The sequence below is a fragment of the Stenotrophomonas sp. YJH_SMC_64 genome, from assembly GCF_059371375.1.
The window spans coordinates 238209-260374 of record NZ_JCAFUN010000001.1 but is presented as its reverse complement, the minus strand read 5'-3'; the positions used below and the strand labels follow the sequence as shown (position 1 = coordinate 260374).

Genomic DNA, 22166 nt, shown 5'->3' with positions numbered 1-22166 from the left:
CCCTTCCTCCAAGGCGCCGCCGTGTTCGCCAGCCTCTCTCTCCTGATCCGCCACCTGCTGGCCTGGGCCGCCGCGCTGGTTGTCGCCGGCATGGTCTGGAGCGGCATCTTCAGCGGCATGAACGATGGCCCGGGCTGGGTGTTCGGCCTGCTGGCGATGTTCCTGATGATCTCCGCGCTGGGCAGCGCGATTACCCACGTGCGCCGGGTCTGGCTGGTGGCCGGCCGATTGGATTCGACCACGTTGTCCGGGCGCCAGCGCCGCCAGGTGGAACTGCCGATGGATGCCGGCCAGGCCTATGCCGTGGTGGAAGCGGCGATTGCCGAACTTCCGCGCGTGGAAGACGTGGAAAGCTCGGCCGGCAGCCTGCAGGTGCGCGCCTACGTGCGCCGGGTGGACCTCTGGAATGGCCGCCAGCCGTCGCGCTGGAACCTGCCGGCGCGGCTGGCGATCAAGCGCAACAGCGTGCTGGCGACGGTCACGCCGGGGCAGGGCACCAGTACCGTCACTCTGCTGTTCGAACCGGATGCCGGCTGGTGGGCCGATCTGCTGGCGCTGGATGAGGGCAGCAACTTCGAGAACGCCGAAGCGGTTACCCGCGCGATCAGCCGCCGCGTGGCCGACCAGCGCCGCGATGAGCAGGCCGCCGCCGAACAGACCCAGGTGGAAAAGGAACTGTCGGTCGCGCGCTTGAACCTGCTGCATGCGCAGGTGGAGCCGCACTTCCTGTACAACACGCTGGCCAACGCGCAGGTGCTGACCCGCACCGACCCGGCACGTGCCGAGCAGATGCTGGGCCACCTTATCCAGTACCTGCGCAGCTCGTTGCCGCAGGTGGACGAGTCGGTGTCGACGCTGGGGGTGGAGCTGGAACGCACGCGCGCCTACCTGGAGATCCTGCGCATCCGCATGGGCGCACGGTTGGCGGTGGAAGTGCAGGTACCGAATGAGCTGCATGGCGTGCACCTGCCGGCGATGGCACTGCAGACGCTGGTGGAGAACGCGATCAAGCATGGCCTGGAGCCCAAGCCCGGCGGTGGCACGATCTGGATCCTGGCGCGTGGCTTCGATGACCATGTGACCGTGACCGTCGCCGACGACGGGCTCGGCTTCGGCCAGGGCACCAGCGGCACCGGCATCGGCCTGAAGAACCTGCGCGAACGCCTGCGCCTGACCTGTGGCGAGCAGGCCGGCGTGGCGATCGTTGCCAACTTCCCCAGCGGTGTGGCCGCGACCATGACCTTGCCGCAGACACAAAAGGAGCGCAGCCATGCCGCTTGAAGCCCTCATTGCCGAAGACGAGGAACTGCTGCGGCAGTCACTGGTGGAACAGCTGCGCCGGTTGTGGCCGGAGCTGAAGCTGGTGGCCGAGTGCGAGGACGGCGCCAGTGCGCTGGAGCAACTGGCCGAGACGCAGCCGGACATCGCGTTCCTCGACATCCGCATGCCCGGCATCAGTGGCATCGAAGTTGCGCGCTCGCTGTCCGAGCTGAGCCCGCGTACCCAGGTGGTGTTCGTCACCGCCTATGACCAGTACGCCATCGACGCGTTCGAGCAGGGCGCGATGGATTACCTTCTGAAGCCGGTCAGTGACGAACGCCTGCTGGCGACGCGTGAGCGCATCCTGTCGCGGCTGCCATCGACACGCCAGGATGACGCCGTGCTTGAACGCCTGCTGCAGCGGCTGGGGCCATCGCAGGGTGCTGCCGAGCGCCCGCCGCTGGCCTGGATCACCGCCAGCAACGGCCGCGAGACGCAGCTGATCATGCTGGAAGATGTCGCCTACTTCCGTGCCGACAACAAGTACACCACCGTGGTCACCGCTGCCGGCGAGAGCCTGTTGCGCACACCATTGCGCGAACTGCTGGAAGTACTCGACCCGCAGCACTTCCGCCAGATCCACCGCTCGACCATTGTCAACATGAAGGCTGTGGCGGCGGTCAGCCGCGACGATACCGGGCGCGGTGTGCTGCGGCTGCGGGGCCGGACGGAAACACTGGTGGTCAGCCAACCATTCATGAGCCTGTTCCGCGGCATGTAGCCGCACCGCACCTTTCCGCTACCAGGAGCATTGCATGCGTCTTTTCCTGCTTGCAGGCCTCGCTGCACTGGCGCTTGCCGGTTGCCAGAAGTCCACCGAAACCGCGATCACCCGCACCACTGCCAATGGCGTGGACACGCTGTACAGCAAGCGCACGGTAGTGGACGGCGTGGCGCGTTTTGAGTGCATGGCCAGCCGCAGCGGTCAGTGCCATTACCTGTTGCTGGACCCGGCCTGTCGTCCTGACGCCGCGTGTGCGAGAGCGCCGATACGGTCGTTCGCGTTGGCGGCCGGCACCACCCAGGAGTTCAGGGACCTGCCGAAGGGCTTCGCCCAGTGCGTCAGCGAGGATCGGAAAGAACAATGCCACCGTGAGTGATCACGGTGGCATTGTGGGTCCCCCCGCTTCCCTGAAGGGTCAGTAGGCAGGCTGCAGTGTCAGGTCGTGGTGGTGCTCGTTCTCGCCCACGTGGTTGAGGCGGCCGACCAGTTCGGAGTGCTGCTTCATGCGCCCGATCTCGGTCATGATGCGGATGTCCTCGTGGCGCAGCTCGCGCTTGGCGGTGACCGCCTGCTTGTAATCGAGCACTTCCGGGTAATGCTCGGCCAGTTCCAGGGCCTCGGCCACGTGCTCGACGCTGTCGGCCTTGGAGCTGATGCGTGCGCGACTGTTGAACGCCTTCATCCAGCGCTCGAAACCGGCCTGCTGATCGAACATGTTGGCCATGAACCAGATCACGAACAGGATCGAGACCCACGAGCCGAACACGACTACCACGCGGGTGAACGTGATATGGAAGTCGTCACGCCACAGGTAGTTGGCGATCAGGCCAAGAATCAGCAGCGAGGCTGCCTGCCAGCCGACGATCGAGGCGATCAGCCATTGGCACTTGGCCTGGGCCAGCACGGCTACTTCATCGCGGATCTGCTGCTCGCTGAGATTGCGCCAATGCGCAACCTGTTTATCGAACGGGCTGCTGTAGAGCTCGTTGTCGCGAAGCAGAATTCCCAAACCCTTGAACAAAGCAATCATGGCTGGCTCCTTGTGGAACGTGCGTCGATCAGCATTGGACGGTGTGGCGGGTCCAGTTCTAGCACTTCCAGCGAGCCGTGCAATGGGCGCCATGCCAAGCCGCGTAAGGGCCTTCTCTGAATCGGTGAATGTTGCTGCATCGCAGCATCGAGGCCGGAGCCTGCGACAGGATGTCGCAGGGTGAAATGTGCTGCGGCCGCACATGAAACCGTGGCTGCGTGCGAAGACTCGCCGCCGGCGTCGTGATCGCCCAGAATCGGGGCCGACCGCGCAACTCGCGGCCACCCTTTCGCTTTTCCTGGACCTGTGATGCCGGCTCTGCTGCAGCGACTCTCCCGCCCCGTCACCGCGCCGATCCGGCGCTGGGTACTGGAGGCCTTCCCGCGTGGCCAGAGCGGCATCGATTACGACCAGCCGCTGGGTGACCCGGGCTGGTTTGGACCTGGCAGCGTGACCTGGCGCCTGCACGCGGAGTTCCCCTCGATGCTGGCCGGGGGCTTGTGTGCGCTGATGCTGCAGACCCTGCATCCGCGCGCGCTGGCCGGGGTCTACGACCACTCCAATTTCCGTCAGGACCTGGTGGGTCGCCTGCGTCGCACCACTGCGTTTGTCGCCGGTACCAGCTATGCACCCAGCGGGGAGGTAGAGGCGCTGGTGGCCAAGGTGCGCCGCATCCATGCACGGATCCGCGGCCAGACCGCGCAGGGCGAGCCCTACGCGGCGGACGATCCACAACTGCTGACATGGGTGCACGTGACTGAGGCGTTTGGTTTCCTGCAGGGCTTCCGTCGCTACGGGCGCGAGGTGCCGGCGCACATCGCCGACCGCTACTACGACGAGTACCGCCGCGTGGCCGAAGCACTGGGTGCGGTGGATGTGCCGCGCAGTGAAGCCGAGGTTGCAGCGTACTTCTGCGCGCGGCAACCGGAGCTGCGTGTGGACGAGCGCTCGCGTGAAGTGCTGGAGGTGTTGTCCGGCGTGCGCCTGCCGGTACCGGTGCCGGGGCTGTCGCGCGAGGTGTTCCTTGGCGCCGGTGCGGCACTGCTGCCGGACTGGGCCGAAGGCATGCTTGAACGCAGCGGCCGCCAGCGTGCGCAGGCGGCCGCTTCAGCGAAGTTGATGCAGGGCATGGCGCCGCTGTTCCGCCGTGCGCTGCCCGATGGCCTCGCCAGCCGCGCCTGTGCGCGCATGGGCGTGCCGGTGTCGGTGCTGCGCGAGTGGCCCACCGTTCCCCGGTAGGTGCCAATCTTGGTCGGCACGCGTTGCGCGATAAAGCTTCATCCACGCATGGCGTGGATCTACTGATGCCATGGTTCTGGTTGGCACGCGTTGCGCGCGATGCCGCAGAAGGGCCAACCAAGGTCGGCCTCTACCAGAGCGGATGCCGCAGTAGATCCACGCCATGCGTGGATGGGCCTCACCCGGCCGACTTCAATCCACGCAACAGCATTTCCAGCGCCGTCGTCGCCTGCCGCAGGCGCGCGTCGCCATCCTCGCCCTCGGCGATCCAGAACGCGGCCTCGGCCAGGCTGCCGTAGATCAGCGATGCCAGCGCCTGCGCATCCACCGGCATCGCTACGCCCTGCGCGATCAACTGTTCGATCAGGCGCTGCATCGAGTGGACGCAGTGGCGCTGCGATTCCGGTGAGGCGCCACCCAGCACCGCGCGCGCGTCACGCAGCACGATGCGCTGGATCTCCGGCTCCAGCGCCATCTCCAGATAGGCACGGCAGCGCTGTACGAAACCGTCCCAGGCATCATCCGCGCCATCGCTGATCGCCTGCAGGCGCAGGTCGGTCTCGGCATCGAGCTGGGCGACCACCGCGGCCAGCAGGCCCTTCTTGTCGCCGAAGTGGTGGTAGAGCGCACCCCGGGTCAGGCCGGCCTGGGCGGTCAGGTCATCCATCGAGGTGGCCGCATAGCCATGCTCGCTGAATACGCGGCGGGCGGTGGCCAGCAGGCTGGCACGGGTTTCTTCCATCTCGGCGCGGGTGCGACGGACCATCCGGAACTCCTTACATACGCAGTGCATGATTATTTACATACGACGCGTATGAATGTAGGCTCTTATTCATACGCTCTGTATGTATTGTCGTGGCGCCGGTAGCGCCAGGCAAGCCGCTGCCCTGGAGATCCCGATGGCCACCCCCTACCGCGACCTGTTCGCCGCCCCTGGCACCGCCGGCCTCGCCCTGGCCGGCCTGCTGGCCCGCGTGCCGCTGCCGATGACCGGCATCGGCATCATCACACTGCTGTCGCAGCTGCGCGGCAGCTATGCCTTGGCCGGTGCGGTGTCGGCCACCTTCGTGCTGACCTACGCGCTGCTGTCGCCACAGTTATCGCGCTGGGTCGACCGGCGCGGGCAGGGCAGGGTGCTGCCATGGGCTACTGCGGCCAGTGCGGCAGGGTTGTTGCTGCTGCTCGCGTGCACGCTGCTGGCTGCGCCAGACTGGGCGCTTTTCGTCGCCGCCATGCTGGCTGGATGCATGCCCAGCGTGTCCGCAATGGTGCGCGCACGCTGGACTGCGATCCATCGCGGTCGCCCGCAGCTGCAGACCGCGTATTCGCTGGAGACCGTGTTCGATGAGGTGACCTTCATCGTCGGTCCACCGTTGTCAGTGGGGCTGTCGGTGGCGGTATGGCCACAGGCCGGCGTACTGGCGGCCGCCCTGTTGCTGGTGGTCGGCGTCGCCGCATTGGTGCTGCAGCGGGGCACCGAGCCGCCGCTGCAGCAGCACGAAGGTGCAACTCCCTCGGGCTCGCTGCTGCGGCACACGGAGATCCGCCTGCTGGCGTTGCTGATGCTGGCGATGGGCGTGATTGTCGGTACGGTCGACATCACCAGCGTGGCCTTCGCCGAACAGCGGGGGCAGCCGCTTGCCGCCAGCGTGGTGCTGTCGGCCTATGCGCTGGGCAGCTGCGCGGCGGGCCTGCTGTTCGGGGCACTGAAGCTGCAGGCGCCGTTGCGGCGCCTGTTGCTGCTCGGTGCAGCAGCTACCTCGATGACCACCCTGCCGCTGCCATGGGTCGGCAGCCTGCCCGGGCTGGCCGTGGCGGTGTTGCTGGCCGGGGTGTTCTTCGCGCCGACGATGATCGTGGCGATGTCGCTGGTCGAACAACGCGTACCCGAATCGCGCCTGACCGAGGGCATGACCTGGCTGCTGGCCGGATTGAACATCGGCGTGGCGCTGGGCGCGGCGCTGTCCGGGCAGAGCGTCGATGCGGGGGGCGTGCGTAGCGGCTTTGTCGTTGCACTGGTGGCAGGCGGGGGCGTGCTGCTGTTGGCCGTTCTCGCGCGACGTGCCTTGCGCCCGGTTGCCGCATCCACCCCTGAAGGCATCATCCCGTGAGCGCTTCATCGCCTGCGCATGCCACGCCTGTGCATCGCCATCCGTGGTGGGCGGTTTCTGCGGTTGGCCTCGCCACCTTCTCGGTGGTCACCACCGAAATGCTGCCGGTGGGCCTGCTGACCCCTGTCGCCGAAGATCTCGGCGCGTCCACCGGCACCGCCGGCCTGATGATCTCGCTGCCGGCCCTACTGGCGGCAGTGTTCGCACCGCTGGTGGTGATCGCAGCCGGTGGCATCGATCGTCGCCGCATCCTGTGCGTGCTGCTGGGGCTGCTGCTGGTCGCTAACGTTGCTTCGGCGCTGGCACCCGGCATCGGCTGGCTGCTGGCCGCGCGCGTACTGGTGGGGTTCTGCATGGGCGGGATCTGGGCCATCGCTGGTGGGCTGGCAGCACGCCTGGTGCCGGCGCATCGCATCGGCCTGGCCACCTCGATCATCTTCGGGGGCGTGGCCGCAGCATCGGTTCTGGGGGTGCCGCTGGGTGCACTGATCGGCGACGCCCTGGGCTGGCGCTTCGCGTTCGCAGCGATGGCGCTGTTCAGTGCGGCGGTGATGCTGCTGCAACTGTGGGTGGTTCCCGCGTTGCCGGTGGTGGCGTCGGTGCGCCCGGCGCAGTTCGTGCAGCTGCTCGGCCACCGTGGCCTGCAGCGCGGCCTATGCCTGACGCTGCTGCTGGTAGCAGGTCACTTCATTGCGTTCACCTATGTACGCCCGTTGCTGACCCTGCGATCGGGCGTGGATGCCGCTTGGATCGGCGCGCTGCTGTTCGCCTATGGCATGGCGGGCATCGCGGGCAACTTCATCGCCGGACCACTGGCCGCTCGTCACCCGCGCGGCATGCTGCTGGCGATCTCTTGCGGCCTGCTGCTGACGCCGTTGTTGTTCCTGTGGCTGGGCGGCACACCCTCCGGCGGCATTGTGGTGCTGTTGCTGTGGGGCCTGGCCTATGGCGGCGTGTCGGTCGGCCTGATGAGCTGGATGATGAAGGCAGTCCCGCACGCGGTGGAGATCGCCACCGCGCTGTATGTCGGTGTGTTCAATATCGGCATCGCAATGGGCGCGTGGGGCGGTGGACGGCTGCTGGATGGCGTGGGCCTGCATGCGAATCTGTGGGCCGCGGCCGGGCTTGCCATGGTCGCCACGCTGGTGATTGCCACAACGCGCCGGTAGATCCACGCCATGCGTGGATGGCTTGTAGTCCTGTAGACCTGTAGATATGCCGACCAACGTCGGCATCCACCCGAGCGGGGCATTCGCCAACCGAGGTTGGCAGCTACCGGGAAATGAAACGGGCGCCTCGCGGCGCCCGTTCCGGTTACATCACCACACCTTGACCCGCTTGTCCGGGGCCAGGTACAGCTTCTGGCCTTCCTTTACTTCGAACGCCGGATACCAGGCGTCGATGTTGCGCACGGTGAGTGCGCGGAACTGGCCTGGCGCATGCACATCGGTCAGCAGCGAGTTGCGCAGCGCCTGCTCGCGGCTCTTGCTGCGCCACGCCTGGGCGAAGCCCAGGAAGAAGCGCTGGTCCGGCGTGAAGCCTTCCAGGGTCTGGCCCGGCTTGCCCTGCAGCGACAGCTGGTAGGCATCGTAGGCAGTGCCCAGGCCGGCCACGTCGGCGATGTTCTCGCCCAGGGTCAGCTTGCCGTTCACATGCACGCCCGGGAACGGTTCGTAGCTGCTGAACTGCGCGGCCAGCGCATCACCGGCGGCGTTGAACTGCTTCAGGTCCTCGGCGGTCCACCAGTTGTGCAGCTTGCCGGTCTCGTCGAACAGCGCGCCGGCGTTATCGAAGCCGTGGCTGATCTCATGGCCGATCACCGCGCCGATCGCACCATAGTTCACCGCGTCGTCGGCGGCACCGTCGAAGAACGGCGGCTGCAGGATCGCGGCCGGGAACACCAGGCGGTTTTCCAGCGGCACGTTCATCGCATTGATGGTCTGCGGCAGCATCGCCCACTCACTGTGGTCGACCGGCTTGCCCAGCTTGGCGATGTTGCGCTGGTATTCGAACAGCTCGGCGCGCTGTGCGTTGCCGAGCGCGTCATCGCGGCGGATCTCCAGGCCGGTGTAATCACGCCACTTCTCCGGGTAGCCCATCCCCACGGTCAGGCCGGCGACCTTGGCCTTGGCATGCGCCTTGGTCTGCGGCGACATCCACGACAGTGCGTCAATGCGCTTGGCGAAGGCGGCGATGATGTTCTTCGCCATTTCGTCCGCACGCTCCTTGGTCCTGGCGTCGAAGTGCTTCTCGACATAGCGCTTGCCGATGGCCTCGCCGACAGCGTGGTTGGCATCATCCACGGCGCGCTTCCAGCGGTCGCTCTGCTGCGGCGTGCCGCTCAGCGCGGTGCCATGGAAGGCGAAGCGGGCGTCGGCGAACTTCTTCGGCAGGTAGGCGGCGGCTCGGTCCAGCGCGTGGAAGGCCAGGTAGTCCTTCCACACCTCCAGCGGCTCGGTGGCGACCAGCCTGGACAGGCCGGCCACGGCCTTGGGCTGCCACACGATGAAGTCCTGCTGCTCGCCCAGCGCGGCCGCATCAAGGAAGGCGTTCCAGTCCATGCCCGGTGCCTTGGCGTTGAAATCGGCCTGGGTCCACGGATTGGCACCCTTGGTCACGTCGTTGGTTTCTTCCTGGGTGGCATGCGCCTGCGCGATCTTCGTCTCCAGCGCAAGGATGCGCTGTGCCTTGCCGGCCGGGTCGGCCACGCCGGCCAGCTGCAGCATCTGCGCGATGTAGCCCTGGTACTGCTTGCGCAGTTCGGCCATGCGGCCGCCGCCCAGGTAGAAGTCGCGGTCGGGCATGCCCAGGCCGCCCTGCACGAGGTACGGCGCGGTGCGGTCCGGCTGCAGCATGTCGACCGAGACCCACAGGCCGAACAGGCGGTCGGTGTAGAAGTTGGTGGCATTGAGCAGGTCGACGTCGGCGCGCATGTCGCCGCCGAGGGCACGTGCCAGGCCGGCCTTGTCGGCGATGGTCTCGATGGCCTTCAGCTGCGGCTGCACCGGGGCGATGCCGTGCTGCTCGATGCCGGCTTCGTCCATGTAGGCGGCGTAGTAGTCGCCGATCAGCTTGTCGTCACCGCTGGCCTGCGCATTGCCGGCCGCACCCTCGAGGATGGCGCGGGTGTCGGCCAGGGTCTTTTCAGCGATGACGTTGAAGCTGCCGAAGCGCGAACGGTCGGCCGGAATCTCGGTGTTCTTCACCCAGGTGCCGTTGGCGAAGCCGAAGAAGTCATCGCCGGCCGCGATGCTGCGGTCCATGCCGCTGGCATCGAAGCCGAAGCTGCCCAGCATCGGCTTGGCGGCAGCGGGTGCAGCCTCGGCGGGCTTGGCGGTGCCAGCGGCCGGATCGGCCGGACGGTCGCAGGCAGCCAGGGACAGGCTGGCAACGATGGCCAGTGCCAGGGTGGGACGGCGCAGCTTGGACATGGACTTCTCTTGCAGCGGAAAACCCCAAGTCTAATCCGCCGCAGCCCGGCTGGCCGTCCCTGTGGCTGGCCGGTCCTGTGCAGGATCTGGCTGAACGCGCCGAAGCGATCTTCACGCCGTCACCGGGGTGGTGCATGCTGGGCCCTGGAGCCCTGCGCGGACACGGGGAGGTGGCCATGCAGGACGGGGTCAGGCGTCAAGAATGGCGTCCGCCGGCCGTTGAGGTCGGGGATGTGGAGGATTCGTTCGCGCATGAAGCCAGCCGACTGCACAAGGAAGATCGACCGATGCCCGCGTTGAAGCGGGCGTTGGCCCGTCCGTTGCGCGCCATCACCTGGGGCGGCGTGCTGCTGGGCCTGTTGCTGGTGGCCGGATTGGCCACCATGCTGGCCAACGACCATCACCGCCGCCTGGAGGCGGCGCAGCGGCAGAGCCGGGCGCTGGCGGTGGGGAGCGAGCGCCTGCTGGCGCTGGAACTGCGCAATCTGGAGCGGGCGATGACCGGCATCGCCGGCGATGCCGGTGAGTTGTTCCGCAGCGTGCCGTCACAGGCTCCGGCACTGCTGGAGGCGGCCATCGGTGGCGTGCTGCGCCGCCACGCTGAACTGCACAGCATCGTGGTGCTGGACCGCCACGGGCGCGCGCTGACCGCCGGGCGCGGCGACCTGCAGCTGCCGCTGTGGACCGACCCGCTGCGCCGGGGGCAGGGCAGTGCCCTGTACATCGGCCCGCCGCAGCGGGCCAGCGATGGCGACTGGGTGGTGCCGCTGGCACTGCCGATGGCCGGTGAACGCTGGCTGTTGGCGCGGCTGCGCTGTGGTGAACTGCAGCGCATCGCCGGCGGCCTGGATGTTGGTCCCAACGGGCTGGTCTCGATCACCGACGCCGAGGGTTACATGCTGGCGCGCGTGCCCGATCCGCATGGCACGGTCGGTCGCCGCTACGACCTGCCGCGGCGTGACCTGCTCGGCAAGCAGGCGGTGGTCGAGCTCGGCAGCCTGCCCGGCGTGGTCGATGGTGTGCCGCGCATCACGACCATCAGTACGCTCGACCGCAGCCCGCTGGCGGTGCAGATCGGCCTGGCCGATGAAGACGTGCTGGCACCCTGGTGGCCGTACCTGCAGGCATCGGTGGCGATCGTGCTGGCCTACATCGTGGTGCTGCTGGTGCTGCTGTATGCGGTGCGCCGCAGTACCCGCAGCCAGCAGGCGATGGCCGAGGAACTGAAGGCGGGCCATGCCGAGCTGCGTCTGGCCCATCAGGTCGGGCGTGTCTGCACGTGGTACGTGGATGAGGACGCCGCGCTGCTGCGCTGGTCCCCCCTGGCGCGCGAGATCTTCGGCGTGCAGACCGATGCGCTGCCGGTAGCCGACTTCTTCGCTCGCGTGCATCGCGATGATGCCGCGCGCCTGCAGCAGGCTTTCGACCAGGCCTTTGCCGGCGGCGCAGTGCTCGACCAGGTGTTCCGCCTGGTGCTGCCCGGTGGTGAAGTGCGCTGGGTGGGCGCGCGCGGACAGCGGGTGGAGGTGGCCGACAGCGAACGACGCATGATCGGCGCGTTGACCGACCTGAGCGAACGCTACCAGGCGCGCGAGCAGATGAGCGAAGTGGAACGCCGCTTCCGCCTGCTGTTCGACCGCAACCCGGCGCCATTCTGGGTGTTCGACCCGGACACGCTGCGCTTCATCGAGGTCAATGACGCGGCGGTGCGCCAGTACGGCTACAGCCGCGAGGAGTTCCTGGCGATGAGCATCCTCGACATCCGCCCGCGCGAAGGCTGGGACGAGGTGCGTGGTGCCATCCAGCGCGCGCAGGTGGGCGATCCCCCCGACGCAACCGTGCGCCTGCACCGGCGCAAGGACGGCAGTGTGTTCGAGGTGCGCGCACACCTGTCCAAACTCGATTTCGACGGACAGCCCGCGTGCCTGGTGCTGGCCGAGGATGTGAGCGAACGGCTGGCCTACGAGCGCGACCTGGCCTACCAGGCACGGCACAACCCGGCCACCGGCCTGCTCAACGTGCGTGCATTGACCGACCAGCTGGATGAGCAGGGCGAGGGCTATACCATCGCCTTCGTGCAACTGCGCGGACTGCAGCTGGTGGCCGATACGCTGGGCCGTGAAATCGGTGATGCCGTGCTGCAGTCGATGGCGACCCGCTTGGGCGGGTTGGGCGCACGCTGCGGCACGCTGGCGTTCCAGCCGGCGGAGGACTTCGTGTTCGCCATCGGTTCGGAGCACGATACCCAGCGCGTGCTGGACGACCTGCTGCAGATCGTGTCGGCGCCGATGCGCGGCAAGGATTCACTGCACCAGTTCGAGCCGCGCATCGGCGTGGCGGTGCATGTGGCCGGTGACGGCCACAGCGCCGAACAGGTGATCGGCATGGCCGCGCAGGCGGCGCACGCGGCGCGTGCTGAGGGCAACGTGGTGGTCTGGTTCGACGCAGCGGTGACCACGCGGCTGGCCGACCGGTTGCGCCTGGCCGGGCGCATCCATGCGGCCATCGACAACGAGTTCCAGCTGTACTTCCAGCCGATCCGGCATGCCAGCGATGGCAGCCCGGCGGCATTGGAGGCATTGCTGCGCTGGCCGCAGGCTGATGGCAGCTTCATTCCGCCCAATGAGTTCATCCAGCTGTGCGAGGACACCGGGCTGATCCTGGCACTTGGCCGCTGGGTGATCCGAGCGGCAGCGAAGGCGCAGCGGCGGTTGGTCGAGGCCGGGTGGGGCGAGCTGCCGATTGCGGTCAACGTCTCGGCCGTGCAGTTCTTCAACAGCGACCTGGTGGCCGAGTTCACCCGCGCCCAGCAGGAGTTCGGGTTGGCGCGGGGTGCGCTGCATGTGGAACTGACCGAGAGCAGCCTGATGCGCAAGCCGGGGCAGGCGATGCAGACCATGCAGCGCCTGCACGAGCAGGGCATCAGCGTGTCGCTGGATGACTTCGGCACCGGCTATTCCAGCATGTCCTACCTGCAGCACCTGCCGCTGGACATCCTGAAGATCGACCGCAGCTTCGTGGCGGACGTGGAAACCAATCCACGCAACGCCTCGATCTGCCGCGCACTGCTGTCGCTGGGCCACAGCATGGGCCTGACCATCATCGCCGAAGGCGTGGAGACGCCGGGACAGCTGGACTGGCTGGCTGCGCACGGCTGTGACCAGGTGCAGGGTTACCTGCTGGGACGGCCGGCACCGCTGGAACGGATCATCGACGCGCTGGATGAGGTCGCCGCCTAAGTGGTAGTGCCGGCCGCTGGCCGGCATTCGCCCAGGACCGGGAGGTGTCTGATTGCCGGCCAGCGGCCGGCACTACCGCAAACGCCAGGCTCGGCTACACCCCGGCCTCCACCAGGTGGTCGATGAAGCTGCGCACCTTCGGTGCCAGGTGGCTGCGGCTGGTGTAGACCGCGAAGATGCCGATCGGCGCGGCCTCCCACTCGGGCAGGACGCGCACCAGACGGCCATCGGCCAGTGCGTCTTCCAGCAGGAAGTCCGGTTGCAGGATCACGCCCATGCCGGCGATCGCCGCTTCGCGCAGCACGTCGCCGTTGTTGGCGTGCAGCAGGCTGCTTACCGCCACCTTCACTTCACCGCCGGGCCCCTGCAGCGGCCAGTGATCACCGGCGGCCCAGTAGCTGTAGCTCAGGCATGCGTGTGCCTGCAGCTCCTGCGGGGTCTGCGGGGTGCCGTGTGCGGCCAGGTAGGCCGGCGCGGCGCACAGGCTCACCCGCGATTCGCCCAGGCGGCGCGCGATCAGCGTGGGACCGGGCTCGCGGGTGATGCGGATGGCCACGTCGTAGCCTTCCTCGACCATGTCCACCAGCCGGTCGGACAGCGCCAGGTCCAGCTCCACCTGCGGGAAGCGCTGGCGATAACTGGCCAGCAGCGGGCCGAGGCGGGCAATGCCCCAGCTCACCGGTGCGTTGATGCGCAGCGTGCCCGAAGGCTCCAGCGCCTGCGCGCCGATACTGGCTTCCAGCGCGTCGAATTCGGCCAGCAGGCGCACGCACTGGGCGTAGTAGGCGGCGCCGGCACTGGTCGGGCTGACCCGGCGCGTGGTGCGGTGGAGCAGGCGGGTGGACAGGCGCTTTTCCAGCGCCGCGACCTGGCGCGTGACGCCGGCGGTGGACATGTCCAGGGCCTGGGCGGCGGCACTGAAGCCGTTGCGCTCGACCACCGCCACGAACACGCGCATCGCCTCGAGGGTGTCCATTGTTGCGCCTTGTGAAATAAATACGGTCAAACGATCGTATTTATCGGCCAGTGAAGGCGCAATAACCTGTGCCCACTCCCTTCAAGGTGCTTTGCCATGCACACCACGACCGCTCCTGTTTCGCCGCTGGCGCCGTATGGCGCCACCCTGCTGCGCCTGGCTCTGGGCGTGCTGTTCCTGGTCCACGCACTGACCAAGCTGCTGGTTTTCACCCCGGCCGGTACGGCGGCGTTCTTCGAGTCTCTGGGCCTGCCCGGTGTGCTCGGCTACCTCACCATCGGCGTCGAACTGGTGATCACCGTCGCGCTGCTGCTGGGCATCTACGCACGCTGGGTGGGCCTGGTCGGCGTGCCGCTGCTGCTGGGCACCATCGTCACCGTGCACGGCGCCAACGGCTTCGGTTTCGCCAATGCTGGCGGCGGCTGGGAATACCCGGCGTTCTGGGCGCTGGCGCTGGTGGTGCTGTTCCTGCTCGGCGATGGCAAGTGGACCCTGCGTTCGCGCTGATCGCCGCCTGATCCTGCAACTGGAGAATTCCATGTCCCGCCTGCCTTCGCTGTACATCTCCCATGGTTCGCCGATGACTGCCCTGCAGCCGGGCCAGGTTGGCGTGCGCCTGGCCGAGCTGGCGCGCGATCTGCCGACGCCGCGCGCCATCGTGATGGCTTCGGCGCACTGGCTGGGCCGGCAGCCGCTGGTTGGCGCGCATCCACAGCCGCCGACCATCCACGACTTCGGTGGCTTCCCGCGCGCGCTGTTCGAACTGCAGTACCCGGCACCGGGTGATCCGGCACTGGCCGAAGAAGTGGCCGGCCGCATCGCCGCCGCAGGCCTGCCAGTGGCCATCGACCCGCAGCGTGGCCTCGACCACGGCGCGTGGGTACCGCTGCGGCTGTTGCGCCCTCAGGCGGACATCCCGGTGGTGCCGGTGTCGATCCAGCCGCTGCTCGGCCCCGAGCATCAGTTCGCGCTGGGCCGTGCGCTGGCGCCGCTGCGCGAACAGGGCGTGCTGCTGGTCGGCTCCGGCAGCATCACCCACAACCTGCACGACTGGGGCGACTACCAGGACGGCAAGGAAGCGCCGTACGTGCGGCCCTTCATCGAATGGGTGGAGCAGCGCCTGGCCGCCGATGACCGCCAGGCCCTGCTGGATTACCGCCGGCAGGCGCCGTTCGCCGAACGCGCGCACCCGACCGACGAGCACCTGCTGCCGCTGTTCTTTGCAATGGGCGCGGCCGGCGAGGGCGGTTTCGGTGCGCGTCGCATCGATGCCGGCATCGATGCCGGCTTCCTCGCCATGGATCTGTACCGCTTCGACGGGGCATGAGCCGGGGCTGACGCGCGGCGGCCCCGGCCGTCGCGGCCATGGCCGCATGTGGTAGTTTTTTCCGGGTTTCCGGCGCTGGCCTCCAAGCCTCCCCACGCGCCGCTTCCTGGAAGAAGCATGCATACCATTGAAGTCGTCCTGGCGATGCTGGTGGCCGTTGTCGCCAGCGGCTACCTGGTTCGCGTCCTGCCGTTCTCGTTGCCGCTGCCGCTGGTGCAGATCGGCCTGGGTGCGGTCATCGCCGGGGTGTTCAACCGCGGCCACGCGCTGGAGCCGGAAGTGTTCTTCCTGCTGTTCCTGCCGCCACTGCTGTTCCTCGATGGCTGGCGCATCCCCAAGCAGGGCCTGTTCCGCGACAAGGGCGCGATCCTCGAACTGGCGTTCGGCCTGGTGGTGTTCACCGTCATCGGCGCCGGCTTCCTGATCCACTGGTTGATTCCGGTGATGCCGCTGGCGGTGTGCTTCGCGCTGGCGGCCATCGTCTCGCCGACCGACCCGGTGGCGGTGGGCGCGATTGCTTCGAAGGCGCCGATTCCCAAGCGCCTGATGCACATCCTGGAAGGCGAGTCGCTGCTGAACGATGCCTCGGGCCTGGTCTGCTTCCGCTTCGCGGTGGCGGCGGTGATGACCGGCACCTTCTCGCTGGCCACGGCCTCGCTGACCTTCGTGTGGGTGGCGGTGGCGGGATTGGCGGTGGGCGTGGCGGTGACGCTGGGTGTGTCCACCTTCCAGCGCTGGCTGTGGCGCCGCTTTGGCGAGGAGCCCGGCGCGGCGATGCTGGTCAACCTGCTCATTCCGTTCGCGGCCTACCTGCTGGCCGAAGAGATCCATGCCTCGGGCATCCTCGCCGCGGTCGCCGCCGGTATCGCGATGAGCTATGTCGAGCTGACCGGTCGCGTCTCCGGCAGCATGCGCGTGCAGCGCGCCGGGGTCTGGAACATGCTGCAGTTCAGCTTCAACGGCATCATGTTTGTGCTGCTGGGCGAGCAGCTGCCGGGCATCGTCGAACGCGCCACCACCACCATGAACGAGACCGGCCACCAGAGTGCGTGGTGGCTGCTGGTGTATGTGGTGGTGATCAATCTGGCACTGGTCGTGCTGCGCCTGTTGTGGGTGTGGTTGTCGCTGCGCTGGAACCTGCTGCGCGCGCGCCGTCGCGGCCTGGAGCGGGGCGAGGCACCGAACTGGCGCATCGTGGTGGCGACCTCGGTGGCCGGCGTGCGCGGTGCGATCACCCTGGCCGGTGTGTTGACCCTGCCGCTGTTCCTGCCCGACGGCAGTGCATTCCCGGCGCGTGACCTGGTGATCTTCCTGGCCGCATCGGTGATCCTGTTCTCGCTGCTGGGCGCCAGCATCGCGCTGCCACAGCTGCTGAAGGGCCTGCAGCTGCCGGCTGACTCGGGCGAGCGCAAGGAAGAGGACCTGGCACGCCGGCTGTCGTCGAAGGCCGCGCTGGCCGGGGTCGAGCGCATGCGCCAGCAGCTGGTGATGAACCAGAACACCGAGAACGTGCAGCTGTACAACGACGCCGCCTCGCGGGTGAGCCTGCTCTACCAGCGCCACCTGGAGCGCGACAGTGATGGGCCCGACGTGGACCCGGAGAAGGTACGGCGCATGGAAATGGGCTACCGCCAGCTGCGCAGCGCCGGCCTCAATGCCGAGCGCGAGGAGCTGTTCCGGTTGACCCGGCGCGGGGTGATCTCCGATGAGATCTCGCGGCGCCTGATCCGCAACCTGGACCTGCTGGAATCGCGCAAGCGCGAATGACCGTGTACCCCGGGTGGGTGCGGACCTTGGTCCGCGTTGATCGGGGTCAGATCCCTTTCCGCAGGAAAGGGATCTGACCCCAGGATCCGGGAGCCGTGCTTATTCCGGCTTCTGGTCCAGGAAATACACCTCGACCTTGCCCTTGACCTTGATGGTCATCGGGTTGCCGCGGCGGTCGCGGGCCTTGCCGGCCTGCACGCGGATCCAGCCTTCGCTGACCGAGTATTCCTCGACGTTGTCACGCTCGACGTCGTTGAAACGCACGCCGACGCCGCGCTCCAGCGCCTGCGCATCATGGAAGGGGCTGGCCGGGTTGATCGCCAGGTGGTCGGGAGGGGTATCGCTCATCGCTTCATTCACAGTGACGGCCACCAAGGCCGGCTTCAGCGGCACAGGATAAACCGTAGAATGCCGGCCTGCCCCAGAGGAAGTTCCGCCATGCCCGACAACAGCGACTATTTCGACTTCGAGGAAGACATCCACGACTTCGACGAAGATGGCTTCGAGGCACGGGTCTGGAACCTGCTGGTGCTGATCAACCCGGGCGACGAGGAACTGGCCCTGCAGCAGTTCAACCGCTGGCGCGAACACCTGGCCGAGGACGGGCAGCCGCTGGAAGCGGACAGCGACTGGCTGCCGGCCCTGTTCACGGCCATCGCCTGGCAGTCCGGTTTCGAGGTCGAGCGTGATGATCTGGAATCGCTGCAGTCGGCAGTGAACGAGCTGTCGGCGCGCTTCAACCTGCAGCTGGACTGGGGCGGCGACCTGGATGACGAGGACTTCGCCGAAGGCCTGGACGGCGTGCAGCTGATGTCCACCGCCTTCGACCGCCTGCGCGAGCACAACTACACGCTGTGGAGCGTGGATGCCGGCAGCGACGGCTTCACCGGCGTGATGGCGCTGACCCGCGACGACGACGCAATGCTGGCGCTGTGCTCGCTGCTCAACGTGGAAATCCGGCTGGGCAGCGACCCGTTCTGAACGATGGGCCGATCCCCCCGGCACGACCCGGCGGGGACGATCTGCTGGGTGCGGCCTGATGGGTTGATCCGCTGGAGACGACCCGACGGGGTAGAGTCGACTGTTGGTCGACTATCGCGCGCAGCGCGGGGTTCTCGCGGCCGGATGGGAGAGCAGTCGACTGACAGTCGACTCTACCCGGTCGGTGCCGGTTGGTGTCCGGCGAACCCGCGACGTGGCCTACGGCCGGTACTGCGCCCTGGCGTTGGCAATCACCGTTTTGACCAGTTCACGGTCGGTGTGCCGTGAGATCGCCTGCGCACCGAGCGCGATCGCCTGTGCGCGCAGCTCGGAAGTGACATCGTAGTGGGCACCGCTGGCCTTGTTCTGGAAGGCCCGCGGGGGAATGCCGAGCTGCGCCGCCATCGCGTGCAGCTCGGCCAGGGTGTCGGCCATCAGGTGCGCCCAGCGCTGTCCGCGCCAGGGATGCACCGCGTCATCGACGTAGACCGTCACCGCCGCGGCCGGTTCAGGCCTGCGGCTTGCTGTCGCTGTCAGCGGCCGGAGCGGCCTCGGCAGCGGCTTCTTCGGCCACCTTGCCGTCGGCGGCTTCGCCTTCCTCGCCTTCAGCAGCGTCGACGCCTTCGAACTCGGCAACCAGCTTGTCCAGGTACTCGTCGGCGGTCTGCTCGGATTCGGCCGCCAGGGTGTCCAGCAGCTTCTGCAGCAGTTCGGAGTACTCCAGGTTGACCTTGCGGCCTTCCTTCTCCTGCACGTTGGCCAGGTGCTTGAGCATGGCCAGCATCGGTACCGGGTTCTCGGCGTTGCCCATGGTCTGGCCGCCGATGGCCAGCAGCCACTCACGGCCCTGCAGGCCGATGGCCGCGACCACCTGGCCGTCTTCGTTGGTCAGCACGGCATGGTTCTGCACCTGCTGCTGCGCGTTCAGGCGCAGGAACGGGCGCTTGGCCTGCTGCTTCTTGCGCTTGTCGCGCTTGGCCTTGGAGTTCTGGGACATGGGGTGGGATCACCTGGAAACGGAAAGACCGCCATTGTAGCGGGTGCGCCGGGTGATGCCCCTGGTGCGTGCGGGCCCTGGTCCGCACGCTTTTCCCGGATGTGCGGACCAGGGCCCGCACCTGCCGTTTACTTTGCCGGCCCCGGCGCGGCCTGCACGTCCGGGTCGGCGGTGGGCGCCGACAGCCCCACCTGCGGGCCGGCACCAGCCAGGGCGGCCTCCTCGGCGGCCTTGGTCATCACCACGATGCTGATGCGGCGGTTGATCGGGTTCTGCGGGTCGGTCTTGTCGAACAGCACCGACGAGGACAGGCCGACCACGCGGGTGATCTTGCTGTCCTCCAGGCCGCCGTCCACCAGTGCGCGCCGTGCGGCGTTGGCACGATCGGCGCTCAGTTCCCAGTTGCCGTAGCCGCGTGCGGCCGAATAGGCGGTGATGTCGGTGTGGCCGGTCAGGCTGATCCGGTTCGGCACATGGTTCAGGTACTCGGCCAGTTCGTGCAGGATCTGCTGCGTGTACGGCTTCAGCGTGGCGCTGCCAAGGTCGAACATGGGCCGGTTCTGCTTGTCCACGATCTGGATGCGCAGGCCTTCCGGGGTCAGGTCCAGCAGCAGCTGGTCCTTGAACGGCTCCAGCGCCTGGCTCCTGCTGATCGCCTCCTGCAGTTCCTTCATCAGCGCTTCCAGCTGCTGCTTGTCGCGCTGCTGCTGGTCCACCGGCTGCGGCACGGCTTCCTTCTGGTTCTGGAAGGGATCGTTGCTGTTGCCGCGCGAGATGTCGGTGGCACCGCCCAGCTTGATCATCGAGGTGCTGGCGCCGCCCGGGCCGGCCATGCCGGGCGCCGGCGTGGCGTTCTGCCCACTCAGCGGGCTGGGGTTGCGGAAGTACTCGGAAATGGCCGCACGGTCGTTCTTGTTGGTGGTGGCCATCAGCCACAGCACCAGGAAGAACGCCATCATCGCGGTCACGAAGTCGGCGTAGGCCACCTTCCACGAGCCGCCGTGGTGGGCGGCGTGGCCGGCCTTCTTGATCCGGCGGACGATGACGGTGGGCTTGTTCTCGGCCATGGCTTACTTGACCGTCTTCAGGTGCTGCTCGAAATCGGAGAAGGCCGGGCGCACGTTCGACGGCAGCGTCTTGCGGGCAAATTCCAGCGCGATCTTCGGGTTGTAGCCGCGCAGGCAGGCCAGCAGGGCGGTCTTGACCGATTCGTAGATGCGGCTGTCCTGTTCGGCGCGGGCTTCCATCGCCGCCGCCATCGGGCCGACGAAGCCGTAGCCCAGCAGGATGCCGAGGAAGGTACCGACCAGCGCACCGGCCACATGGCCGCCTACTTCGACGATGTCGCCGCCGATCGAGCCCATGGTGATGACGATGCCCAGCACCGCCGCCACGATGCCGAAACCGGGCAATCCGTCGGCGACCTTGGTCAGCACCTGCGACGGCGCCATGGCTTCGGCGTGATGCTTTTCCAGCTCCAGTTCCAGCAGCGGTTCCAGCTCGTGCGGCTCGATGTTGCTGCCGATCATCAGGCGCAGGCAGTCGGTGATGAAGTCGATCAGGTGATGGTCGGCCTGCACCTTGGGGTAGTTGCCGAACAGGGCGCTCTCGGCTGGGCGCTCGACATGGTCTTCCAGTGCCATGAAGCCTTCGCGGCGCGCCTTGTTGAGCAGTTCATAGAGCAGGCTGAGCACATCGATGTAGTCCTGCTGCTTGTAGCGCGGGCCCTTGAACACGCCCACCATGGCCTGCAGGGTCTGCTTGACGGTCTTGGCCGGGGTACCGACCAGGAAGGCGCCGAGCGCGGCGCCGCCGATGATGACCAGCTCGTAGGGCTGCCAGAGGGCACCCAGGCGGCCGTGGGCACCGAGGTAGCCCCCGATCACGCTGATGATGACGACCAGGAATCCAACGATGATGAGCATGGGGCGACGCAAGGAGAGGGGATATCTCCTTGTCGGCCCGTCGCCCGGTTTTCTGAAGAGGGAATTCTGTGAAATCGGTCAGCGGGGTGTTTCAGCCCGCCACACCGTTTTCTGCGCCACCACGCTGCAACGGGTCGGGCCACGGCTCACCATTGCCAGTGAATGAAAGTGAGACGGAATTCAGGCAGTGACGCTCGTAGGTGGGCGGCGGACCATCCGGGAATACGTGGCCGAGGTGGCTGCCGCAGCGCGCGCAGGTGATCTCGGTGCGCACCATGCCGTGGCTGGTATCGCGGATCTCGCGCACGTGCGCCGGATCGAACGGCGCGAAGAAGCTGGGCCAGCCGGTGCCGGAATCGAACTTGGTGCTGGAGCGGAACAACGGCAGTGCGCACAGCCGGCAGCAGTAGACGCCCTCGCGCTTGTTGTCGAGGAATACCCCGCAGAACGGCGCTTCGGTGCCGTGCTGCAGCAGCACGCGGCGTTCCTCGCTGCTGAGACCGGCAACCAGCGCCTCGGTCTGGGTGGCAGTGGGGGGCGTCAGATCGAAGGCGGTCATGGCGGCGCTCCGTGGGGTCGATGGCCTGGGGATGCCGGAAAACGTGGGGGTGTCGGCGCGTGCTTGCAAGTGAGATGGCCGTTCATGGCCGGCACACAGGTGCAGGCGCAAGGTGAATGCGATCCACGCCGGAGCGTGACATGAAGCCGACCCTTTCCCTGCTGTTGATGGCCCTGCTGCCCCTGGTCGCGCAGGCCCAGGTACCGACGTCGTCGAGCCCGACCGCCACCCGCAGTGCCACCACCGTGGCCCCGCAACCGGTGGTGCCGCCGCCACAGGCTGCGCGCCCGCAGCCGCAGGTACTGCCCTCGCCGCAGCCGGCACAGCCGATCAAGTCCACCGGTCCGGCCCAGGCCGTGCCGGCGCCGGTACCGAAGCCGGCCGACAAGGTCTATGACCGCAATGGCCGCATCGTTCCCGGGGTGCGCCCGGCCGGCCCGAACCGCGTGTTCGACTCGCGCACCGGGCGCTATTACGACAGCGTACCGGCCGGCGATGGCCAGCAGATCAAGCGCTGACCTCTGGTGCCAGGCAAGGTTG

The 22166-nt window shown here is 67.6% G+C and carries 22 protein-coding genes; 12 read left to right on the top strand and 10 right to left on the bottom strand.

Translation table 11 applies throughout. The features are described from left to right. The first annotated feature begins 21 nt into the window (after window positions 1-21). The 3 genes from AC5P9L_RS01125 to AC5P9L_RS01115 are packed head-to-tail and all read left to right on the top strand — an operon-like array spanning window position 22 to window position 2420. A complete protein-coding gene (locus tag AC5P9L_RS01125) occupies window positions 22-1281 on the top strand; it encodes a sensor histidine kinase (protein ID WP_043033934.1) in 1260 nt (419 codons plus the stop codon). Next, window positions 1271-2041: a LytR/AlgR family response regulator transcription factor gene (locus tag AC5P9L_RS01120; protein WP_005407897.1), complete on the top strand. Its 771-nt coding sequence runs from the start codon at window positions 1271-1273 to the stop codon at window positions 2039-2041. Before AC5P9L_RS01125 ends, AC5P9L_RS01120 begins: the two co-directional genes overlap by 11 nt. Window positions 2042-2075: 34 nt before the next feature. After that, window positions 2076-2420 (top strand): hypothetical protein, encoded by a 345-nt coding sequence (locus AC5P9L_RS01115; protein WP_114618949.1) that lies wholly within the window; start codon window positions 2076-2078, stop codon window positions 2418-2420. Window positions 2421-2459: 39 nt separating this feature from the next. Here AC5P9L_RS01115 and AC5P9L_RS01110 read toward each other — a convergent pair whose 3' ends face one another. Further along, a complete protein-coding gene (locus AC5P9L_RS01110) occupies window positions 2460-3074 on the bottom strand; it encodes a hypothetical protein (protein ID WP_005407899.1) in 615 nt (204 codons plus the stop codon). A 309-nt stretch (window positions 3075-3383) separates the two neighbouring features. Here AC5P9L_RS01110 and AC5P9L_RS01105 point away from each other — a divergent pair, with 309 nt between their 5' ends. Beyond that, on the top strand, window positions 3384-4313 hold the full coding sequence (locus AC5P9L_RS01105; RefSeq protein WP_262101779.1) for an oxygenase MpaB family protein: 930 nt from the start codon (window positions 3384-3386) through the stop codon (window positions 4311-4313). Between the two features lie 178 nt (window positions 4314-4491). Here AC5P9L_RS01105 and AC5P9L_RS01100 read toward each other — a convergent pair whose 3' ends face one another. After that, entirely contained in the window at window positions 4492-5079 is a 588-nt protein-coding gene (locus AC5P9L_RS01100; protein WP_005407901.1) for a TetR/AcrR family transcriptional regulator, read from the bottom strand. A gap of 133 nt (window positions 5080-5212) precedes the next feature. On the opposite strand from AC5P9L_RS01100, the gene AC5P9L_RS01095 reads away from it, so the two are divergent. Together AC5P9L_RS01095 and AC5P9L_RS01090 are read left to right on the top strand one after the other, a co-directional pair. Beyond that, window positions 5213-6424 (top strand): MFS transporter, encoded by a 1212-nt coding sequence (locus AC5P9L_RS01095; RefSeq protein ID WP_043033930.1) that lies wholly within the window; start codon window positions 5213-5215, stop codon window positions 6422-6424. Beyond that, complete coding sequence (locus tag AC5P9L_RS01090; protein ID WP_043033929.1) at window positions 6421-7593, top strand: MFS transporter; 1173 nt, start codon at window positions 6421-6423, stop codon at window positions 7591-7593. The genes AC5P9L_RS01095 and AC5P9L_RS01090 overlap by 4 nt, the downstream gene beginning before the upstream one ends. Window positions 7594-7743: 150 nt before the next feature. Here the strand turns inward: AC5P9L_RS01090 and AC5P9L_RS01085 are convergent, their stop codons facing one another. Continuing rightward, window positions 7744-9855, bottom strand: coding sequence for a M13 family metallopeptidase (locus AC5P9L_RS01085; RefSeq protein ID WP_088435535.1), 2112 nt, complete (start codon window positions 9853-9855; stop codon window positions 7744-7746). A 176-nt stretch (window positions 9856-10031) separates the two neighbouring features. Here AC5P9L_RS01085 and AC5P9L_RS01080 point away from each other — a divergent pair, with 176 nt between their 5' ends. Then, the gene (locus tag AC5P9L_RS01080; protein WP_005407905.1) at window positions 10032-13094 is read left to right on the top strand and encodes a bifunctional diguanylate cyclase/phosphodiesterase; all 3063 of its coding nucleotides are present in this window, start codon (window positions 10032-10034) and stop codon (window positions 13092-13094) included. Between the two features lie 94 nt (window positions 13095-13188). Here the strand turns inward: AC5P9L_RS01080 and AC5P9L_RS01075 are convergent, their stop codons facing one another. Then, the gene (locus AC5P9L_RS01075) at window positions 13189-14070 is read right to left on the bottom strand and encodes a LysR family transcriptional regulator (protein ID WP_005412119.1); all 882 of its coding nucleotides are present in this window, start codon (window positions 14068-14070) and stop codon (window positions 13189-13191) included. Between the two features lie 96 nt (window positions 14071-14166). Between AC5P9L_RS01075 and AC5P9L_RS01070 the strand changes: the two genes are divergently transcribed. The 3 genes from AC5P9L_RS01070 to AC5P9L_RS01060 all read left to right on the top strand — a co-directional run bounded on the left by AC5P9L_RS01070 (window position 14167) and on the right by AC5P9L_RS01060 (window position 17164). Further along, the gene (locus AC5P9L_RS01070) at window positions 14167-14577 is read left to right on the top strand and encodes a DoxX family protein (RefSeq protein WP_005407907.1); all 411 of its coding nucleotides are present in this window, start codon (window positions 14167-14169) and stop codon (window positions 14575-14577) included. A 31-nt stretch (window positions 14578-14608) separates the two neighbouring features. Next, window positions 14609-15397, top strand: a complete 789-nt coding sequence (locus AC5P9L_RS01065; RefSeq protein WP_005407908.1) for a dioxygenase family protein — start codon at window positions 14609-14611, stop codon at window positions 15395-15397. A gap of 117 nt (window positions 15398-15514) precedes the next feature. Then, window positions 15515-17164 carry a Na+/H+ antiporter gene (locus AC5P9L_RS01060; RefSeq protein WP_005407909.1) on the top strand — a complete coding sequence of 550 codons (1650 nt, stop codon included), beginning with the start codon at window positions 15515-15517 and terminating at the stop codon, window positions 17162-17164. A 99-nt stretch (window positions 17165-17263) separates the two neighbouring features. Here AC5P9L_RS01060 and AC5P9L_RS01055 read toward each other — a convergent pair whose 3' ends face one another. After that, window positions 17264-17512, bottom strand: a complete 249-nt coding sequence (locus AC5P9L_RS01055; RefSeq protein ID WP_005415112.1) for a DUF3297 family protein — start codon at window positions 17510-17512, stop codon at window positions 17264-17266. A gap of 90 nt (window positions 17513-17602) precedes the next feature. Here AC5P9L_RS01055 and AC5P9L_RS01050 point away from each other — a divergent pair, with 90 nt between their 5' ends. Continuing rightward, window positions 17603-18145 carry a DUF6630 family protein gene (locus AC5P9L_RS01050; RefSeq protein WP_012479021.1) on the top strand — a complete coding sequence of 181 codons (543 nt, stop codon included), beginning with the start codon at window positions 17603-17605 and terminating at the stop codon, window positions 18143-18145. A gap of 219 nt (window positions 18146-18364) precedes the next feature. Here the strand turns inward: AC5P9L_RS01050 and AC5P9L_RS01045 are convergent, their stop codons facing one another. The 5 genes from AC5P9L_RS01045 to msrB all read right to left on the bottom strand — a co-directional run bounded on the left by AC5P9L_RS01045 (window position 18365) and on the right by msrB (window position 21626). Then, entirely contained in the window at window positions 18365-18640 is a 276-nt protein-coding gene (locus AC5P9L_RS01045) for a DUF4031 domain-containing protein (RefSeq protein WP_043033927.1), read from the bottom strand. Window positions 18641-18653: 13 nt separating this feature from the next. Next, a complete protein-coding gene (locus AC5P9L_RS01040) occupies window positions 18654-19142 on the bottom strand; it encodes a hypothetical protein (RefSeq protein ID WP_043033926.1) in 489 nt (162 codons plus the stop codon). A gap of 128 nt (window positions 19143-19270) precedes the next feature. Continuing rightward, entirely contained in the window at window positions 19271-20209 is a 939-nt protein-coding gene (gene motB / locus AC5P9L_RS01035; protein WP_099561297.1) for a flagellar motor protein MotB, read from the bottom strand. A 3-nt stretch (window positions 20210-20212) separates the two neighbouring features. Further along, window positions 20213-21067, bottom strand: a complete 855-nt coding sequence (gene motA / locus AC5P9L_RS01030; protein WP_005407915.1) for a flagellar motor stator protein MotA — start codon at window positions 21065-21067, stop codon at window positions 20213-20215. A 91-nt stretch (window positions 21068-21158) separates the two neighbouring features. Beyond that, a complete protein-coding gene (gene msrB, locus AC5P9L_RS01025; protein ID WP_262101931.1) occupies window positions 21159-21626 on the bottom strand; it encodes a peptide-methionine (R)-S-oxide reductase MsrB in 468 nt (155 codons plus the stop codon). 140 nt (window positions 21627-21766) lie between these two features. Here msrB and AC5P9L_RS01020 point away from each other — a divergent pair, with 140 nt between their 5' ends. Then, complete coding sequence (locus AC5P9L_RS01020; protein ID WP_262101930.1) at window positions 21767-22144, top strand: classical arabinogalactan protein 4; 378 nt, start codon at window positions 21767-21769, stop codon at window positions 22142-22144. Window positions 22145-22166 lie beyond the last annotated feature (22 nt).

Coding starts and splice junctions, on each gene's coding strand:
- AC5P9L_RS01120 (WP_005407897.1), top strand. CDS start 1,271: ATGCCGCTTGAAGCCCTCATTGCCGAAGACGAGGAACTGCTGCGGCAG.
- AC5P9L_RS01115 (WP_114618949.1), top strand. CDS start 2,076: ATGCGTCTTTTCCTGCTTGCAGGCCTCGCTGCACTGGCGCTTGCCGGT.
- AC5P9L_RS01110 (WP_005407899.1), bottom strand. CDS start 3,074: ATGATTGCTTTGTTCAAGGGTTTGGGAATTCTGCTTCGCGACAACGAG.
- AC5P9L_RS01105 (WP_262101779.1), top strand. CDS start 3,384: ATGCCGGCTCTGCTGCAGCGACTCTCCCGCCCCGTCACCGCGCCGATC.
- AC5P9L_RS01100 (WP_005407901.1), bottom strand. CDS start 5,079: ATGGTCCGTCGCACCCGCGCCGAGATGGAAGAAACCCGTGCCAGCCTG.
- AC5P9L_RS01095 (WP_043033930.1), top strand. CDS start 5,213: ATGGCCACCCCCTACCGCGACCTGTTCGCCGCCCCTGGCACCGCCGGC.
- AC5P9L_RS01085 (WP_088435535.1), bottom strand. CDS start 9,855: ATGTCCAAGCTGCGCCGTCCCACCCTGGCACTGGCCATCGTTGCCAGC.
- AC5P9L_RS01080 (WP_005407905.1), top strand. CDS start 10,032: ATGCAGGACGGGGTCAGGCGTCAAGAATGGCGTCCGCCGGCCGTTGAG.
- AC5P9L_RS01075 (WP_005412119.1), bottom strand. CDS start 14,070: ATGGACACCCTCGAGGCGATGCGCGTGTTCGTGGCGGTGGTCGAGCGC.
- AC5P9L_RS01070 (WP_005407907.1), top strand. CDS start 14,167: ATGCACACCACGACCGCTCCTGTTTCGCCGCTGGCGCCGTATGGCGCC.
- AC5P9L_RS01065 (WP_005407908.1), top strand. CDS start 14,609: ATGTCCCGCCTGCCTTCGCTGTACATCTCCCATGGTTCGCCGATGACT.
- AC5P9L_RS01060 (WP_005407909.1), top strand. CDS start 15,515: ATGCATACCATTGAAGTCGTCCTGGCGATGCTGGTGGCCGTTGTCGCC.
- AC5P9L_RS01055 (WP_005415112.1), bottom strand. CDS start 17,512: ATGAGCGATACCCCTCCCGACCACCTGGCGATCAACCCGGCCAGCCCC.
- AC5P9L_RS01050 (WP_012479021.1), top strand. CDS start 17,603: ATGCCCGACAACAGCGACTATTTCGACTTCGAGGAAGACATCCACGAC.
- AC5P9L_RS01040 (WP_043033926.1), bottom strand. CDS start 19,142: ATGTCCCAGAACTCCAAGGCCAAGCGCGACAAGCGCAAGAAGCAGCAG.
- motB (WP_099561297.1), bottom strand. CDS start 20,209: ATGGCCGAGAACAAGCCCACCGTCATCGTCCGCCGGATCAAGAAGGCC.
- motA (WP_005407915.1), bottom strand. CDS start 21,067: ATGCTCATCATCGTTGGATTCCTGGTCGTCATCATCAGCGTGATCGGG.
- msrB (WP_262101931.1), bottom strand. CDS start 21,626: ATGACCGCCTTCGATCTGACGCCCCCCACTGCCACCCAGACCGAGGCG.
- AC5P9L_RS01020 (WP_262101930.1), top strand. CDS start 21,767: ATGAAGCCGACCCTTTCCCTGCTGTTGATGGCCCTGCTGCCCCTGGTC.